16 protein-coding genes are annotated in these 16,868 nt (G+C 70.9%); 9 read left to right on the forward strand and 7 right to left on the reverse strand.

Annotated elements, in window-relative coordinates; translation table 11 throughout:
* Window positions 1–11: 11 nt before the first annotated feature.
* The 3 genes from guaB to E2E34_RS07820 form a co-directional block, all read right to left on the reverse strand.
* Entirely contained in the window at window positions 12–1,514 is a 1,503-nt protein-coding gene (gene guaB / locus E2E34_RS07810; protein WP_138901191.1) for an IMP dehydrogenase, read from the reverse strand.
* 137 nt (window positions 1,515–1,651) lie between these two features.
* Window positions 1,652–2,227, reverse strand: a complete 576-nt coding sequence (locus E2E34_RS07815) for a sigma-70 family RNA polymerase sigma factor (protein ID WP_028812321.1) — start codon at window positions 2,225–2,227, stop codon at window positions 1,652–1,654.
* 251 nt (window positions 2,228–2,478) lie between these two features.
* Window positions 2,479–3,090: a response regulator transcription factor gene (locus E2E34_RS07820; protein WP_003948568.1), complete on the reverse strand. Its 612-nt coding sequence runs from the start codon at window positions 3,088–3,090 to the stop codon at window positions 2,479–2,481.
* Between the two features lie 389 nt (window positions 3,091–3,479).
* On the opposite strand from E2E34_RS07820, the gene E2E34_RS07825 reads away from it, so the two are divergent.
* On the forward strand, window positions 3,480–3,806 hold the full coding sequence (locus E2E34_RS07825; RefSeq protein WP_138896198.1) for a WhiB family transcriptional regulator: 327 nt from the start codon (window positions 3,480–3,482) through the stop codon (window positions 3,804–3,806).
* A gap of 93 nt (window positions 3,807–3,899) precedes the next feature.
* Here E2E34_RS07825 and E2E34_RS07830 read toward each other — a convergent pair whose 3' ends face one another.
* Window positions 3,900–4,796 (reverse strand): LysR family transcriptional regulator, encoded by an 897-nt coding sequence (locus E2E34_RS07830; protein WP_138901192.1) that lies wholly within the window; start codon window positions 4,794–4,796, stop codon window positions 3,900–3,902.
* 80 nt (window positions 4,797–4,876) lie between these two features.
* On the opposite strand from E2E34_RS07830, the gene E2E34_RS07835 reads away from it, so the two are divergent.
* Both E2E34_RS07835 and E2E34_RS07840 read left to right on the forward strand, forming a co-directional pair.
* A complete protein-coding gene (locus tag E2E34_RS07835) occupies window positions 4,877–5,584 on the forward strand; it encodes an MOSC domain-containing protein (RefSeq protein WP_138901193.1) in 708 nt (235 codons plus the stop codon).
* 10 nt (window positions 5,585–5,594) lie between these two features.
* Window positions 5,595–6,368: an SDR family NAD(P)-dependent oxidoreductase gene (locus E2E34_RS07840; protein WP_138901194.1), complete on the forward strand. Its 774-nt coding sequence runs from the start codon at window positions 5,595–5,597 to the stop codon at window positions 6,366–6,368.
* Here the strand turns inward: E2E34_RS07840 and E2E34_RS07845 are convergent.
* Window positions 6,362–8,152, reverse strand: a complete 1,791-nt coding sequence (locus tag E2E34_RS07845; RefSeq protein ID WP_138901195.1) for a DUF2264 domain-containing protein — start codon at window positions 8,150–8,152, stop codon at window positions 6,362–6,364. The two genes, E2E34_RS07840 and E2E34_RS07845, sit on opposite strands and share 7 nt — an antisense overlap.
* 154 nt (window positions 8,153–8,306) lie before the next feature.
* Here E2E34_RS07845 and E2E34_RS07850 point away from each other — a divergent pair, with 154 nt between their 5' ends.
* The 6 genes from E2E34_RS07850 to E2E34_RS07875 all read left to right on the forward strand — a co-directional run bounded on the left by E2E34_RS07850 (window position 8,307) and on the right by E2E34_RS07875 (window position 14,517).
* The gene (locus E2E34_RS07850; RefSeq protein ID WP_138901196.1) at window positions 8,307–9,407 is read left to right on the forward strand and encodes a substrate-binding domain-containing protein; all 1,101 of its coding nucleotides are present in this window, start codon (window positions 8,307–8,309) and stop codon (window positions 9,405–9,407) included.
* Between the two features lie 99 nt (window positions 9,408–9,506).
* Window positions 9,507–10,838 carry an ABC transporter substrate-binding protein gene (locus E2E34_RS07855; RefSeq protein WP_138901197.1) on the forward strand — a complete coding sequence of 444 codons (1,332 nt, stop codon included), beginning with the start codon at window positions 9,507–9,509 and terminating at the stop codon, window positions 10,836–10,838.
* Window positions 10,839–10,845: 7 nt separating this feature from the next.
* A complete protein-coding gene (locus E2E34_RS07860; RefSeq protein ID WP_138901198.1) occupies window positions 10,846–11,742 on the forward strand; it encodes a carbohydrate ABC transporter permease in 897 nt (298 codons plus the stop codon).
* Complete coding sequence (locus E2E34_RS07865; RefSeq protein WP_138901199.1) at window positions 11,739–12,674, forward strand: carbohydrate ABC transporter permease; 936 nt, start codon at window positions 11,739–11,741, stop codon at window positions 12,672–12,674. The genes E2E34_RS07860 and E2E34_RS07865 overlap by 4 nt, the downstream gene beginning before the upstream one ends.
* Window positions 12,675–12,722: 48 nt before the next feature.
* Window positions 12,723–13,751 (forward strand): hydroxyacid dehydrogenase, encoded by a 1,029-nt coding sequence (locus E2E34_RS07870; RefSeq protein WP_138901200.1) that lies wholly within the window; start codon window positions 12,723–12,725, stop codon window positions 13,749–13,751.
* A gap of 70 nt (window positions 13,752–13,821) precedes the next feature.
* Window positions 13,822–14,517, forward strand: coding sequence for an ester cyclase (locus E2E34_RS07875; protein ID WP_138901201.1), 696 nt, complete (start codon window positions 13,822–13,824; stop codon window positions 14,515–14,517).
* Between the two features lie 121 nt (window positions 14,518–14,638).
* On the opposite strand, the gene groL is transcribed toward E2E34_RS07875, so the two are convergent.
* Window positions 14,639–16,264: a chaperonin GroEL gene (gene groL, locus E2E34_RS07880; protein ID WP_138901202.1), complete on the reverse strand. Its 1,626-nt coding sequence runs from the start codon at window positions 16,262–16,264 to the stop codon at window positions 14,639–14,641.
* Window positions 16,265–16,358: 94 nt separating this feature from the next.
* A complete protein-coding gene (gene groES / locus E2E34_RS07885) occupies window positions 16,359–16,667 on the reverse strand; it encodes a co-chaperone GroES (RefSeq protein ID WP_028812332.1) in 309 nt (102 codons plus the stop codon).
* Between the last annotated feature and the right edge of the window lie 201 nt (window positions 16,668–16,868).

Below are 16,868 nucleotides of genomic sequence, written 5' to 3' on the forward strand. Positions count from 1 at the left end.
TACGTGGGAGGTTACTTCCTGCTGTAGTTCGGCGCCTCGACCGTCATCTGGATGTCGTGCGGGTGGCTCTCCTTGAGACCCGCCGAGGTGATCCGTACGAACCGGCCGTTCTGCTGAAGCTCCGGAATCGTCCGGCCGCCGACATAGAACATCGACTGACGCAGGCCGCCCGCGAGCTGGTGCACGACGGCGGACAGCGGACCCCGGTAGGGCACCTGGCCCTCGATGCCCTCGGGCACGAGCTTGTCGTCGGCGCCGACGCCCTCCTGGAAGTACCGGTCCTTGGAGTACGACTTGGCCTGGCCGCGGGACTGCATCGCGCCGAGCGAGCCCATGCCCCGGTACGACTTGAACTGCTTGCCGTTGATGAAGAGGAGCTCGCCGGGCGACTCCTCGCATCCCGCGAGCAGCGAGCCGAGCATCACGGTGTCGGCGCCCGCGACGATCGCCTTGGCGATGTCGCCGGAGTACTGGAGGCCGCCGTCGCCGATGACCGGCACGCCGGCCGCCTTCGCGGCGAGCGAGGCCTCGTAGATCGCGGTGACCTGCGGGACGCCGATGCCGGCGACGACGCGGGTCGTGCAGATGGAGCCGGGGCCGACACCGACCTTGATGCCGTCGCAGCCGGCGTCGATGAGCGCCTGGGCGCCGTCGCGGGTGGCGACGTTGCCGCCGATGACGTCGACCGCGGAGTTCGACTTGATCTTGGCGACCATGTCGCCGACCAGGCGGGAGTGACCGTGCGCGGTGTCGACAACGATGAAGTCGACGCCGGCCTCGATGAGCGCCTGGGCGCGGTCGTACGCGTCGCCGGCGACACCCACGGCCGCGCCGACGAGCAGCCGGCCCTCGGCGTCCTTGGCGGCGTTCGGGTACTTCTCGGCCTTGACGAAGTCCTTGACCGTGATGAGGCCCTTGAGGATGCCCGCGTCGTCGACCAGCGGCAGCTTCTCGATCTTGTGGCGGCGCAGCAGCTGCACCGCGTCGACGCGGGAGATGCCGACCTTGCCCGTGACGAGCGGCATCGGCGTCATGATCTCGCGGACCTGTCGGGAGCGGTCCGTCTCGAAGGCCATGTCGCGGTTGGTGACGATGCCGAGCAGCTTGCCCGCCGGGTCGGTGACCGGCACGCCGCTGATGCGGAACTTGGCGCAGAGCTCGTCGGCCTCGCCGAGCGTGGTGTCCGGGCGCACGGTGATCGGGTCGGTCACCATGCCGGACTCGGAGCGCTTGACGAGGTCGACCTGGTTGGCCTGGTCGGCGATCGAGAGGTTGCGGTGCAGTACGCCGACGCCGCCCTGCCGGGCCATGGCGATGGCCATGCGCGACTCGGTGACCTTGTCCATCGCGGCGGAGAGCAGCGGGACGTTCACCCGGACGTTCTTCGAGATGTACGAGGAGGTGTCGATCTGGTCGGGCGCCATGTCCGACGCGCCGGGCAGCAGCAGCACGTCGTCGTAGGTCAGCCCGAGCATGGCGAACTTCTCGGGCACTCCATCGACGTTGGCAGTCATGCCTGACACCTTCCCAAATGGTCTTGCTCGGCGCGGATGTCCATGCTAACGGGATCGCGCGGTGTCTCATTCCACGAGCAAGATCACCTGGCGAGTTTGTACGTTCACACGGACACCGGGGCTCTGTGGGGCGCGGGCTACTGCCCGGCGAGGGCGCGCAGGCGGCTGAGCGCGCGGTGCTGCGCGACCCGCACGGCACCGGGCGACATGCCCAGCATCTGGCCGGTCTCCTCGGCGGTCAGCCCGACGGCGACCCGCAGCACGAGCAGCTCGCGCTGCGCCTGGGGAAGATTGGCCAGAAGTTTCTTCGCCCACTCGGCGTCGCTGCTCAGCAGCGCCCGCTCCTCGGGGCCGAGGGAGTCGTCGGGCCGCTCCGGCATCTCGTCGGACGGCACGGCGGTCGATCCGGGGTGCCGCATGGCGGCGCGCTGGAGGTCGGCGACCTTGTGGGCGGCGATGGCGAACACGAACGCCTCGAAGGGCCGGCCGGTGTCCTTGTAACGGGGCAGCGCCATCAGCACCGCGACGCAGACCTCCTGCGCCAGGTCCTCGACGAAGTGACGGGCATCACCGGGCAGCCGGCTCAGCCGGGTGCGGCAGTACCGCAGGGCCAGCGGGTGGACCCGGGCCAGCAGGTCGTGCGTCGCCTGCTCGTCGCCCTCGACAGCACGGCGGACGAGTGCACCGATCACCGTCGTCTCGTCGTCGCGCATCGGTCCATGGTGCCTTGGCGCCGAGGCATCCGCGGCACCGCGCCCGTAGTTGTGCACCGAAGCGTTATGAGCAGGTACGCCGGAACTCATCTTCTGAGCCCTCCCCTCCCGCTCGACCGAATCGTCCCCGAGGAACTCCACCCCTCAAGGATGCGGCATCGGCGGCGGAAAGGGGCACGGGCGTCCGCCACCCCGCCCGCCGGAGGGCGGACGGGGATCGAGACACCCGCGCGGGAGCGCATCGGCCGGTCCTATCGGACCAGGCCCCAGCGGAACCCGAGCGCGACAGCGTGCGCCCGGTCCGAGGCGCCGAGTTTCTTGAAGAGCCGCCGGGCGTGTGTCTTGACCGTGTCCTCCGAGAGGAAGAGCTCCCGGCCGATCTCCGCGTTGGAGCGTCCGTGGCTCATGCCTTCGAGCACCTGGATCTCACGCGCCGTGAGCGTCGGGGCCGCACCCATCTCCGCGGACCGGAGCCGGCGCGGGGCGAGCCGCCAGGTCGGGTCGGCGAGCGCCTGGGTGACGGTCGCCCGCAGTTCGGCGCGCGAGGCGTCCTTGTGCAGGTAGCCGCGGGCGCCGGCGGCGACCGCGAGCGCGACTCCGTCCAGGTCCTCGGCGACCGTGAGCATGATGATCCGGGCGCCGGGGTCCGCGGAGAGCAGCCGGCGCACGGTCTCGACGCCGCCCAGGCCGGGCATGCGTACGTCCATCAGAATCAGGTCCGAGCGGTCGGCGCCCCAGCGGCGGAGGACTTCCTCGCCGTTGGCCGCCGTCGTCACGCGCTCGACACCGGGCACGGTCGCGACCGCGCGGCGGAGCGCCTCTCGGGCAAGCGGGGAGTCGTCGCAGACGAGGACCGATGTCATGACTGTCCTCCGCGGCTCTCACAGCTGCTGCGCGTCACCTTGAGCCTCCAGGCTGGTACATATTTCGTCACCTGTGCGATTGACGCTCTCGGACACTTGCCCGATCGCTTGTACTTTCAACCGCCTCGCACTCTCAACGACGGTCACTCGAAAGAGTTACGGGTCGGACGGGCGCCATCGGCACTCTACGTGAGGGCCCGGTCGCACAGAAGCGCATCGGGGGTCGCCATGCCACCTAAGTAAAGCTATGCCCCATTTAGCGGCTTTTCTTCCGTTTTGCTGGTGTCTGTGGCTAGATTCGCAATGAGTCATATTTACATCTACTTCCACAAGTAGACGCCGCCTCACGGTCCAGACGCTCTCGATGCATCGACGCAAGGGGACAAGCAATGGCAGATTTCTCCCGCCTTCCCGGACCCAACGCCGACCTGTGGGACTGGCAGCTGCTCGCGGCGTGCCGCGGGGTGGACAGCTCGCTCTTCTTTCATCCGGAGGGGGAGCGGGGCGCGGCGCGGAGTGCGCGTGAGAACTCGGCTAAGGAGGTCTGCATGAGGTGCCCGGTACGGGCCGAGTGCGCGGCGCACGCCCTCGCGGTGCGTGAGCCCTACGGCGTGTGGGGCGGCCTGACCGAGGACGAGCGCGAGGAGTTGATGGGCCGGGCGCGAACCCGCCTCATCGCGGCGTCGTCGGGGCCCGCCGGCACGCCGGACCCCTGAGCCTCTGAAGGAACGTTTCTGCATCACACGGCGGTCCGCGCCACCCGGCGGGACCCGCCGCGCGAACACCCCGACGTGAAAACGCCCCGCCGCTCAGCGCGCCGCGGCCAGCGCCAGCTGGTCGAGCGTGGCCGCGACCGCCGGCACCTGCGCCAGGTCGGGGAGCGTGAGCGCCACGATCTCGCGCCGCACGGCGGGCTCCACCGCCACGGTGCGCGCACCCTTCGGGCGTACCGACTCCATCGCCAGCTCGGGCAGGACCGCCACCCCCATCCCGGCGCCGACCAGGCCGATCACGGCCGGATAGTCGTCGGTCGCGAAATCGATGCGCGGCGTGAAGCCCGCGCTCTCGCACACCTCCACCAACTGCCTGCGGCAGCGCGGGCAGCCGGCGATCCACGGCTCGTCGGCCAGTTCGCCGATGCCGACCTGGCCGGCGTCCGCGAGCCGGTGCCCCTCGGGGACCAGGCCGACGAGGCGATCGGTCAGCAGCGGGCGTACGACCAGGTCGTCCCAGTCCTCGGCGGTCCCGCCCGGCCCGTACCGGAAGGCGAGCGCCACGTCGCAGTCGCCCTCCCGCAGCATCTCGACCGAGCGCGGGGGCTCCGCGTCGACCAGGGAGACCCGGGTGCCGGGGTGGGCGGCGCGGAGGGCGGCCAGCGCGGTGGGGACGAGGGTGGAGCTGCCGCTGGGGAACGACACCAGCCGGACGCGGCCGGCGCGCAGACCCGCGATGGCGGCGACCTCCTCCTCGGCGGCGGTCAGCCCGGCGAGGATGCCGGCGGCGTGCCGGACGAGGACCTCGCCCGCCTGCGTGAGGCGCATCTCGCGGCCCGTACGGATGAGGAGGGGCGTGCCCGCGGAGAGTTCGAGGGCCTTCATCTGCTGGCTGACGGCGGGCTGGGTACAGCCGAGTTCGCGCGCGGCGGCCGAGAAGGAGCCGGTGGCGGCGACTGCGCGCAGGACGCGGAGATGACGGGCTTCGATCACCCCTCAATCATAAGCGACGCTTGGATGCGACGCCGAATAATGGCGAGCGACTTTGAGTCACCGCCGGTTAGCGTTCGGCCATGAAGCTTCTGACCGTGAATCTGGGCCGCGCCGAGGCGGTCGGCTGGACCGACGCCCCGAGCGGCACGACCGGCATCCACAAGCGACCTGCCGACGGGCCCGTACGGGTGGTGGCGCCCGGCCCCAAGGGGGTCGGCGCGAGCGGTCTCGTGGGGGACGCGGTGTGCGACAGGCGCCACCACGGAGGGGACGACCAGGCGGTGTACGCCTTCGCCCGCGAGGACCTCGACGACTGGGAGCGCGAGCTCGGACGCACGCTGCCCAACGGGGCGTTCGGGGAGAACCTCACCACCCTCGGCCTCGACGTGAACGGCGCGCTGATCGGTGAACGCTGGCGGATCGGGGCCGACTTGGTCCTGGAGGTCACATGCGGCCGCATCCCCTGCCGTACGTTCGCGGACTCCCTCGGTGAGAAGGGCTGGGTCCGGCGCTTCACACGGCGGGCCGCGCCCGGGGCGTACCTGCGGGTGATCGAGCCCGGCGAGATACGGGCGGGCGACGCCGTCGAGATCGTGCACCGTCCCTCCCACGACGTCACGGTGAGCGTGCAGTTCAGGTCGGAGACGACGGAGCGCGAGCTGCTGCCGAGGGTTCTCGCGGCCGGTGACGCGCTGCACCCCGAGGCGCTGGCGGCCGCGCGCAAGTACGTCACCCGACAGTCATCGGCCGCGAAGCCTGGCGGGCGGCCGGGATCCGCGGGGCACTAACGTGCCCCGCATGACGACTGCACTGATTACAGGAGCGACAGCGGGCATCGGCGCCGCCTTCGCCCGGCGCCTCGCCACGGACGGGCACAACCTGGTGCTGGTGGCCCGCGACACCAAGCGGCTCCAGGAGCAGGCGACAGAGCTGCACGACCTGCACGGCATCGAGGCGGAGGTGCTGACCGCCGACCTGTCGACGGAGGCCGGCATCGCGTCGGTCGAGGCGCGGCTGGCGGACCGCAGGCATCCGGTGGATCTGCTGGTCAACAACGCCGGCTTCGGCAACAAGGGGCGCTTCCTCGAAGTGTCCATGGCCGACGAGCTGACCATGCTGAAGGTGCACTGCGAGGCGGTCCTGCGGCTGACGGCCGCCGCCGCGGCGGGGATGAAGGAGCGCGGGCGCGGCGGCGTGGTCAACGTCGCGTCGGTGGCGGCCTTCGTGCCGCGCGGGACGTACGGCGCGTCCAAGGCGTGGGTCGTGCAGTTCACCCAGGGCGCGGCCAAGGATCTGGCGGGCAGCGGGGTGCGGCTGATGGCGCTGTGCCCGGGCTTCGTACGGACGGAGTTCCACGAGCGGGCCGGGATGGGGACGGACAACATCCCCGGCTGGATGTGGCTCGACGCCGACAAGCTGGTCGCCGCGGCGATGGGCGACCTGGCGCGCGGGAAGACGGTGTCGGTGCCGGACCCCCGGTACAAGGCGCTGATGGGCGCGGTGAAGCTGGCGCCCCGCGGGCTGCTGGGAGGGATCTCCTCCAAGACCGGCCGCAAGTACAGGCCTCAGTAGTCGAGGGAGAGCCGGGCGGTCGGGCCCTCCGCCCAGGTGACGTGGACGGTGCGGCCGGCGACCCGGACGTCGGCGAGCGTGGCGACCGGCGCCGGGCCGGGTTCGGCGGTCAGCGAGGCGAGGGCGACGAAGAGCGAGTCGCCCGCCGTGGTGTGCCCGTCGAGCGCGGCGGTACGGGTGCGGGGCGCGGCCAGGGTCGGGCCGGTCGGCGCGTCGTGCGCGCCGGTGTAGCCGTGCACCGGGTGCAGTTGGGCGGTCAGCCGGCCCTCGGCCGGGTGGAGCGGGTCGGCCGGCTCGTCGTCGGTGGCCCAGCCGGTCTGGCGTACGGGCGTGCCCTCGGGCGCGCCGGTGACGAGGTGGGCGCGCAGTTCGGCGCGGCCGTGGGCGGCGGTGGCGGACACCACGCGGACGCCGGGCGCCGGTGTGTGCGCGGAGGCGGCCCGGCCGGGGCCGCTGTCCAGCGGCCGGGCGGGGCCGCGCCGGGTCCAGGCGCCGTCGATGAGCAGCGCGAAGTGGTTGTCGGCGCTGTCGTGGGTGGGTCCGGTGCGGGTGGAGTAGGCGAAGCGGGCGTAGCCGGGGTCGTCGTCCGGGCCGACGTGGTTGCTGCCGTGGTTGTGCAGGCGTACGACACCGTCGGCCGCGGTGGACTGGATCAGCAGGTGGGGCGGGCCGAGGGTGGTGACGGCGTCGCCCCTTTCCACGGGCAGCGGTTCCTCGGGGTCGGTCCAGACCGGGTGGCCGGCGGGGAGCAGCAGGCCGAGGAAGCCCTTGGCCGCCCAGTAGGGGGAGGCGGGGCCCGAGTAGCTCTGGACGACCGGGGCGTACGGGCCGTGCCAGCCCGGCGTCAGCAGCCCCCGGTCGTCGAGGGCGCCCCGGTCGAGGAAGTACCGCAGGGTGCCGGTGGCCAGGCGGCGGGTGGCTCCGGGGGTGAGCGGGGTGTGGCCGGTGAGGGCGCCGAGCCAGGGGGCGGCCGCGGCGGCGAAGCGGTAGGTGAGGGAGCGGCCGTACGGCATGGGGGCGCCGTTGGCGTCGAACATCCGGGTGTGGGCTTCGAGTTGGGCGTGCAGGCGGGGGCCGTAGCGGTCGAGGAGGTCCTGGTCGCCGGCGAGGTGGGCGTGCAGGACGGGATAGAAGTGCAGGGCCCAGGCGTTGTAGTGGTCGAAGGCGCGGTTCGGGCCGTCGCTGTACCAGCCGTCGCCGAGGTGCCACTCCTCGACGCGGGCGAGGGAGCGGTCGATGGTGGTCCGGGCGCGGTCGGTCTCGATGCCGGCGTCCTGGAGGAATCCGGCGACGGTGAGGCCGAAGAGCCACCAGTTGTTGTCGACGGGGGACGGGCCGAGGGCGGGCAGCAGCCAGTCGGCTGCGCGGGCGCGGGTGCGTTCGTCGAGGGTGTCCCAGAGCCAGGGGCGGGTGAGGCGCAGGGCGAGGGCGACGGAGGCGGCTTCGACGACGGCCTGGCGCACGTCGGCCATCAGCGGCCAGGACTCTGGTGCGGCGGTGGTCAACTCCCGGTCGGAGACCGGGTTTTCGGTGCCCGCGGCGAGCCCTTCGGCGTAGCGGGCGAGGTGGCCCTGCGGGTCGTGGCCGTCCGCGCCCGCCACCCGCAGGGCGGCGAGCAGGAACGTACGGGCGAAGCCTTCGAGGCCGTCGGAGCGCGGGCCGGAGCAACTGGGCCGGGAGCCGGGCAGATTGATCAAAGCGTGGCGCTCGGTCGCATAGGGGCGTACGGCCAGCAGGAGCTGATCGGCGGTCGCCGCCCAGTCGTCGCGGTTCCCGAACGGCATGATGCTCCCCTGGGTGCTGTCCTGTGCGTCCCGGAATCTAGGACCCGGACTGATCGAACGTCAATGGATTGCGGTTGAATGATCGAAACTTCTATCGTTCGATCACGCCGCTTCACTGAATGCCGTGCCACACACTGCGAGGGGGACTGCCGCCGTGCGCGAGAGTGCTGCTGAACGCCACGACCGACTGCTGGGCCTGGTACGGGACCGGGGCTCGGCCCGGGTCTCCGACCTCGCGGGCCTGCTGGGCGTCTCGCCCGTCACGGTGCGCCGGGACGTCGAGGAGCTGGCGGGGCGGGGGCTGCTCGACCGGGTCCACGGGTCGGTGTCGTGGCCCCGGGAGCGGGGCGGCCCGGCCACCGCGCCGGCCGGGGGCTCCGGCGGTGTGGTGCTCGGCATGCTGGCCCCCTCCGCGACGTACTACTTCGCCGAGGTCATCCGGGGCGCGCACGAGGCCGCCGCGCGGGCGGGGGCCCGGCTGGTCCTGCGGATCTCGGACTACCGGCCCGAGGAGGACCAGGCGCGCACCGAGGGCCTGCTGGCGGCGGGCGCCGAGGGGCTGCTGGTGGCGCCGGGGTGGCGGCGGCCGGGCGACCCGGCGGCGTACGGCGACTGGATCGCCTCGCTGCCCGTGCCCACCGTGCTGCTGGAGCGCCAGCCCGCGGCGGGCTCGGCGCTGGACGGCATCGACCGGGTCTGCTCGGACCACCGGCACGGGGTGCTACTGGCTGTGCGCCACCTGAGGGAACTGGGGCACGGCGCGCCGCTGCTGATGGCCCGCGACGACTCCCCGACCGCTCTGGCGGTGCGGTCGGGGTACGCGGAGGCGCTCGGCGTACTGGGGACGCGGGCGCCGCGGGACGTGATCGACTCCGTACCGGCGGAGGTGAGTCCGGACCGCTTCGAGGCGGCGGTGCAGGCCCTGCGCGAGGCGGTCGCCACCGGGGCGGCGACGGCCGCGCTGGTCCACAACGACGTGGACGCGATCCAGGTGGCGCAGCGGCTCGCGGAGCTGGGGGTGCGGGTGCCGCGGGACTTGGCGCTCGTCGCGTACGACGACGAGGTGGCGGCCCTGGCGGACACCCCGCTGACGGCGGTCGCGCCGCCCAAGCGCGAGGTGGGGCGGCAGGCGGCCGGGCTGCTGGTGGAGCGGCTCGGGCAGGCGCGGGGCGGGGAGGGCCAGGAGCCGCGGCGGCACCTGGCGCTGCTTCCGCAGTTGCGCGTGCGGGCGTCCTGCGGCGCGGCGACGGTCTGATCTTTTTTCGATCAATCGAACTTTCGCTCTTGACTTCGCTCACCGCTGGCTCAACACTCACGGCCAACGCAATGTCGCCGCCCTTTCAGGAGCCGTGCCGTGAGCCCCAGTTGGAACAGAACGTCCCATGTCATGGTCGGCGCCGCCACCGCCCTCGCCGTTCTCACGGCCTGCGGCGGCAGCGGCGCCCAGGACGAGAAGTCAGCCGCCCCGGGAAGTGGCGGCAAGCCCGTCTCGATCACCTTCTGGGGCTGGGCCAAGGGCTCGAAGGAGGTCGTCGACGCCTTCAACGCCTCGCAGAAGAACATCCGGGTGAAGTACGAGGAGATCCCCTCGGGCAACGCCGGCGGCTACGCCAAGATCTCCAACGCCGTGAAGGCCGGCAACGCCCCCGACCTGGTCTCCATCGAGTACCCGATGCTCCCCGAGTTCGTCAGCCAGGGCTCGGTCCAGGACATCAGCGGCCACCTCACCGACGACGTGAAGAAGAAGTTCCTGCCGCAGGCGGTCGAGCTGACGACCCTCGGCGGCAAGAACTGGGCCGTCCCCTTCGACGCCGCGCCGCAGGCCTTCTACTACCGCAAGGACCTGTTCAAGAAGTACGGCGTCGAGGTCCCGGGGACGTGGGACGAGTTCCGCGAGGCCGCCGAGAAGGTCAAGAAGGCCGACAAGAAGGCCCGTATCGGCACCTTCTTCCCGGACGACCCGTCCACGTTCCAGGCGATGGCCTGGCAGGCGGGAGCGCGGTGGTTCGAGGCCGAGGGCGACACCTGGAAGGTCGACACGACCGACCCCGCGACCACGAAGGTCTCGGCGTACTGGCAGGGGCTCCTCGACGACGGCCTGGTGCACAACAACGCCTCCTTCAGCCCCGAGTGGACCAACTCCCTCAAGAGCGGCGGCACCATCGGCTACCTCGGCGCCTCCTGGGGCGCCGGCGTCCTGACGGGCACCCTGCCGGAGCAGAGCGGCAAGTGGGCCGTCGCCCCGATGCCGTCGTGGGACGGCAAGCCCGCCAGCGGCATGCTGGGCGGCTCCACCTTCGCCGTCACCAAGGACAGCGAGAAGACCGAGGCCGCCGTCGAGTTCGCGCAATGGATGACGACCACCGAGGACGGCGTCGAGGCGCGGATCGCCTCCGGTACGTCGAGCGCCTTCCCGGCCGCGGCCGAGCTGCGCCCGGCGGCCAAGGCCGCCTTCGACGCGGGGTACTTCGGCGGCCAGGACATCTACCAGGTCTTCGAGGACGCCGGCGCGTCCATCGCGCCCGACTGGGCGTGGGGCCCGAGCACCGGCACCACCAACACCGTGATGAAGGACCAGTTCGGCAAGGTGTCCGACGGCGGCGCGACCATCGCGGACGCGGTGAAGGCCGGGCACGAGGCGACCGTCTCCGAGCTGAAGAAGCGCGGCCTGACGGTGGAGGGCTGAGAAGCACGTGAAGGCCCGCACCCGCACCCATGCCGCCGCCGGCGTCCTGCTGACCCCGTTCTTCGTCCTCTTCACCCTGGTGATGGTGGTGCCGGTCGGATACGCGGTCTGGCTGAGCCTGTTCACCGAGAAGCAGTCGGGACTGGGCTTCGGGGGAACGCGGACCGTCTTCAGCGGCCTCGCCAACTACACGGCGGCGCTGGGTGACCCGGCCTTCCGCGAGGGCTTCGTCGTACTCCTCGGGTACTGCGTCCTCTACATCCCGCTGATGATCGGCGGAGCCCTCGCGCTCGCCCTGCTCCTCGACTCCACGCTCGCCCGCGCACGCCGCTTCTTCCAGCTCGCGCTGTTCCTGCCGCACGCCGTCCCGGGCATCATCGCGGCGCTGATCTGGGTGTACCTCTACACACCCCAGCTCAGCCCGGTCGTCGACGCCATGGAAGCGGGCGGCGTCGGCTTCGACTTCTTCGCACCCGAGGGCGCCCTGCCCTCGGTCATCAACATCGCCCTGTGGGAATGGCTCGGCTACAACATGGTGATCTTCTACGCCGCCCTCCAGGCCGTCGACCGCTCCGTGCTCGAAGCGGCCACGGTGGACGGGGCGGGCGCCTGGCGCACCGCGTTCAGCATCAAGGTGCCGCTGATCCGCGCCTCGGTCGTGATGGTCGCGCTGTTCACGGTCATCGGATCGCTCCAGCTGTTCACCGAGCCGCTGATCATCAACAAGGGCACCGGATCCTCCGTCACCTCCACCTGGACGCCGAACATGTACGCGTACACCGCGGCCTTCGACCGGGGCGACTACGGGCTCGCGGCAGCCGCCTCCGTGCTCCTCGCACTCACCGCCGCGCTGCTGTCCTTCGCGGTCACCCGCTTCACCGGCCGGAAGGGGAAGAAGGCATGAGCACGCCGGCCACCATCACCGGAAGGACCACCCGCACCGAAGGAACCACAAGCACCGGAGGAGGCGCGAGCACCGGCAGGACCACGAGGACCGCGTCCCGCCCCTGGCTGTCGAGGACCGCGGTCAACGGCGCCCTCGTGCTCGCCACGCTCTACATGCTGCTCCCCCTCGTCTGGCTGGTCACCGCCGCCACCAAGGACACCGGCGGCCTGCTCGCCGGGAACGCCTTCTCCTTCGAGGACTTCAACCTCGGCGCGAACCTCTCCGCCCTGGCGGCGTACGGCGACGGCGTCTACTTCCGCTGGTACCTCAACAGCCTGCTGTACGCGGGCGGCGGCGCCGCGGTCAGCTCGCTGATCAGCGTCGCCGCCGGATACGTCTTCGACAAGTACCACTTCCGGGGCAAGGAGAAGCTGTTCGGCGTCGTCCTGCTGGGGGTGCTGGTGCCGACCACCGCGCTCGCGCTGCCCATGTACCTGCTCGCCAGCGACGTGGGCATCGTCAACACCTACTGGGCCGTGCTGCTGCCCGTACTGGTCCACCCGTTCGGCGTCTACCTCGCCCGGGTCTTCAGCGCCGGCTACATCCCCGACGAGGCCCTCGAAGCCGCCCGCATCGACGGGGCCGGCGAGCTGCGCACCTTCTGGTCCATCGGTATGCGCATGATCATGCCGGGCTTCGTGACCGTGTTCCTCTTCCAGTTCACCGCGATCTGGAACAACTTCTTCCTCCCCCTGGTGATGCTCTCGGACCAGCGGCTCTTCCCGCTGAGCCTCGGCCTGTACGCGTGGAACAGCAACGCGCACGGCGAACCGGAGTTCTACCCTCTGGTCGTCACCGGCTCACTTCTCGCCGTCGTCCCCCTGATCGTCGCCTTCGTCTCCCTCCAGCGGCACTGGAAGGCCGGGCTCACCGCCGGAAGCGTCAAGTGACGCACCCGAGCGACCGTCAAGCGCCCGAAGAGGAGCCCGAGTCCCACCATGCACCACGCCACTGACACTCAGCCGTCCCTGCTGCTCGCCATGGCGCCCGGCATCGCGGAACGCCTGTTCACCGACGGCCACCGCACCCGGCTGGCCGCGCTCACGCGCACCGACCCGTACCTGGTCGCGCACGACCTCGCCGCCCCCGGGCCGCGGGTCGCCGCCGCCCTCGCCGAGGCCGAGGTCCTCCTCACCTGCTGGGGCGCCACCCCGCTCACCGCCGAGGTCCTCGACACCGCGCCGAACCTGCGCGCCGTCGTCCACGCGGCGGGCTCCGTCAAGCATCACGTCACCCAGGCCTGCTGGGACCGGGGCATCGCCGTGACCTCGGCGGCGGCCGCCAACGCCCTGCCCGTGGCCGAGTACACGCTCGCCGCGATCCTCTTCGCCGGCAAACGCGTCCTGCACGCCGCCGCCCGCTACCGCGCCCTGCGCGCCGACCACGACTGGCGCGAGGAACTGCACGGCGCCGGAAACCACCGCCGCACCGTGGGCATCGTCGGCGCCTCACGCATCGGCCGCCGGGTCGTCGAGCTGCTGCGCCCCTTCGACCTGGACGTTCTCCTGTACGACCCGTACGTCGCCCCGCGCGAAGCCGCCGCCCTCGGCGTCGAGCTCGCGCCCCTCGACGACCTGTGCGCCCGCAGCTCCGTCGTCTCCGTCCACGCCCCGCAGCTCCCGGCGACCCGCCACATGATCGCTGCGCGCCAGCTGGCCGCGATGCCGGCCGGCGCGACCCTGATCAACACCGCCCGCGGCTCCCTGGTCGACGAGGCCGCGCTGCTCCCGGAGCTCGCCTCCGGCCGCCTGCACGCCGTACTCGACGTGACGGACCCGGAACTTCCGCCACCGGACTCACCGTTGTACGACCTCCCGAACGTCCTGCTGACTCCCCACATCGCGGGTTCGCTCGGCGACGAACTGCACCGCATGGCGGACCAGTCCCTGGACGAACTGGAGCGTTACGCCGCCGGCCGGCCCTTCGCCGATCCGGTCCGGCCCGCCACCCTGCACCACTCGGCCTGAAAGCCCCCAAGAACCCACAAACAGCTCATTTCACTAGACTGGACGTATCTCACGAGGGTCGGGAGGCGTCATGAAATTCGTACAGATCATCGATTACAAGACCGAGCGCTCCGACGACATGAACCAGCTCATGGACCGGTGGGTCGAGCAGACCAAGGGCAAGCGGACCGCCACGCACAACATCATCGGCAAGGACCGGTCCCGGGCGAACCACTACGTCGAGATCGTCGAATTCCCCTCGCACGAGGAGGCGATGAAGAACTCGCAGCTGCCCGAGACCGACCGGATCTTCCGGGAGATGGTGGAGCTGTGCGACGGGATGCCGTCCTTCACCGACCTCGACGTGGTCCGTGACGAGCAGCTGAACGCGACGACCGCCCGCCGGTTCTTCCACGAGGTCGCGGTCGGAGGCAACCTCGACGCCGTCGACGAGCTGTTCGCGTCCGACTACCGGGACCACGACATCATCAAGGAGGAGCAGAGCACCGTCGGCGCCGACGTCATCCGCGACGACGTGACCGGCTGGCGCGAGGCCTTCGACTTCCGCTTCGACCTCGACCGGCAGATGTCCGAGGGCGACGACGTCTGCACCCTGTGGACGTGGACCGGCACCCACAAGGGCGACTTCATGGGCATGCCGGCCACGGGCAAGCAGTGCGTCATGACCGGCACGACGGTCTTCCGCTTCCACGACGGGAAGATCGTGGAGGGCTGGTGGCACATGGACGCCCTGGGCCTGATGCGGCAGCTCGGCGCGCTCGGCTGAGCCGCCCGCCCGCGCGCCCGCCGGTCCCGCGCGTCCCCGGCGCCCGTACGCGAAGGGCCCCCGTTCCCACCGCCGAGCGGTGGGAACGGGGGCCTTCACACGTCGTACGACGTCAGGGGCCTCAGTGGCTGTGGCCGTGACCGCCGTGACCGGCGTCCGCCTCTTCCTCGGCCGGCTTCTCGACGACCAGGGTCTCGGTCGTGAGCAGCAGCGACGCGATGGACGCGGCGTTCTCCAGCGCGGAGCGGGTGACCTTGACCGGGTCGATGACGCCGGCCTTGACCAGGTCGCCGTACTCGCCGGTCGCGGCGTTGAAGCCGTGACCCTTGTCGAGCTCGCTCACCTTGGCGGTGATGACGTAGCCCTCCAGGCCGGCGTTCTCGGCGATCCAGCGCAGCGGCTCGACGACGGCGCGGCGGACGACCGCGACACCGGTGGCCTCGTCGCCGGTCTTGCCCAGGCCGCCCTCAAGCACCTTGGCGGCGTGGACCAGAGCGGAGCCACCACCGGAGACGATGCCCTCCTCGACCGCGGCGCGGGTCGCGGAGATGGCGTCCTCCAGACGGTGCTTCTTCTCCTTGAGCTCCACCTCGGTGGCGGCGCCGACCTTGATCACGCACACGCCGCCGGCCAGCTTCGCGAGGCGCTCCTGGAGCTTCTCGCGGTCCCAGTCGGAGTCCGTGGACTCGATCTCGGCCTTGATCTGGTTGACGCGGCCGACGACCTCGTCGGCGTTGCCGCCGCCGTCGACGATCGTCGTGTCGTCCTTGGTGACGGTCACGCGGCGGGCGGTGCCCAGCACGTCGAGACCGGCCTGGTCGAGCTTGAGGCCGACCTCTTCGGCGATGACGGTCGCACCGGTGAGGGTGGCGATGTCGCCGAGCATGGCCTTGCGGCGGTCACCGAAGCCGGGGGCCTTCACCGCGACGGCGTTGAAGGTGCCACGGATCTTGTTCACGACCAGGGTCGACAGGGCCTCGCCCTCGACGTCCTCGGCGATGATCAGCAGCGGCTTGGAGGCACCGGCCTGGATGACCTTCTCCAGCAGCGGCAGCAGGTCCTGGATCGAGCCGATCTTGCCCTGGTGGATCAGGATGTACGGGTCGTCGAGGACGGCCTCCATACGCTCCTGGTCGGTCACCATGTACGGCGACAGGTAGCCCTTGTCGAAGGCCATGCCCTCGGTGAAGTCGAGCTCCAGGCCGAAGGTGTTGGACTCCTCGACGGTGATGACACCGTCCTTGCCGACCTTGTCCATCGCCTCGGCGATGAGCTCGCCGACCTGCGAGTCCTGGGCGGAGAGCCCGGCCACGGCGGCGATGTCGGACTTGTCGTCGATCGGGCGGGCGTTCGCGAGGAGGTCCTCGGAGATCGCCTTGACCGCGGCGTCGATGCCCTTCTTCAGGGCGGCCGGGGAAGCGCCGGCGGCGACGTTGCGCAGACCCTCGCGGACCAGGGCCTGGGCCAGCACGGTGGCGGTGGTGGTGCCGTCACCCGCGATGTCGTTGGTCTTGGTCGCCACCTCCTTCACCAGCTGGGCGCCCAGGTTCTCGTACGGGTCGTCGAGCTCGACCTCACGCGCGATCGTGACACCGTCGTTGGTGATGGTGGGAGCGCCGAACTTCTTGTCGATGACGACGTTGCGGCCCTTGGGGCCGATCGTCACCTTCACCGTGTCGGCAAGCTTGTTGACGCCGCGCTCGAGGGCGCGACGGGCGTCCTCGTCGAACTTCAGAATCTTCGCCATGGAGCTTTACTGTCCTCTCAAACGAAATGCGCCCCGGGCCGCCCGGCAATCGCTGGGGGCCAGGGGCGCAGATCAAAAGCAATCTTCGGGCGAATTACTTCTCGATGATCGCGAGCACGTCGCGAGCCGAGAGGACGAGGTACTCCTCGCCGCTGTACTTCACCTCGGTGCCGCCGTACTTGCTGTACAGCACGACATCGCCGACGGATACGTCGAGCGGCAGGCGCTCGCCGTTCTCGAAGCGGCCCGGGCCCACGGCCAGGACGACGCCCTCCTGGGGCTTCTCCTTGGCGGTGTCCGGAATGACCAGGCCAGAGGCCGTGGTCTGCTCGGCGTCGAGCGGCTGGACCACAATGCGGTCCTCGAGCGGCTTGATGGCAACCTTGGAGCTGGTGGTCGTCACGGTCCGGTCTCCCCCTTCGGAGATCTCACGGGGTTAACTGATGTGGGGTGGCGACCAGGTGGATCCGTCGTCGCGGGTGCCGGACCTGCCCGTCGCTACTGTTGGCACTCCCCAGTGGAGAGTGCCAACGCCGAGACTATGACGCGGTTAGCACTCGGTCAAGCGGAGTGCCAATTCAGCGCGGCCGTACGTGTTGACGAG

Source organism: Streptomyces albidochromogenes (assembly GCF_005981925.1).
Lineage (GTDB): Bacteria > Actinomycetota > Actinomycetes > Streptomycetales > Streptomycetaceae > Streptomyces > Streptomyces albidochromogenes.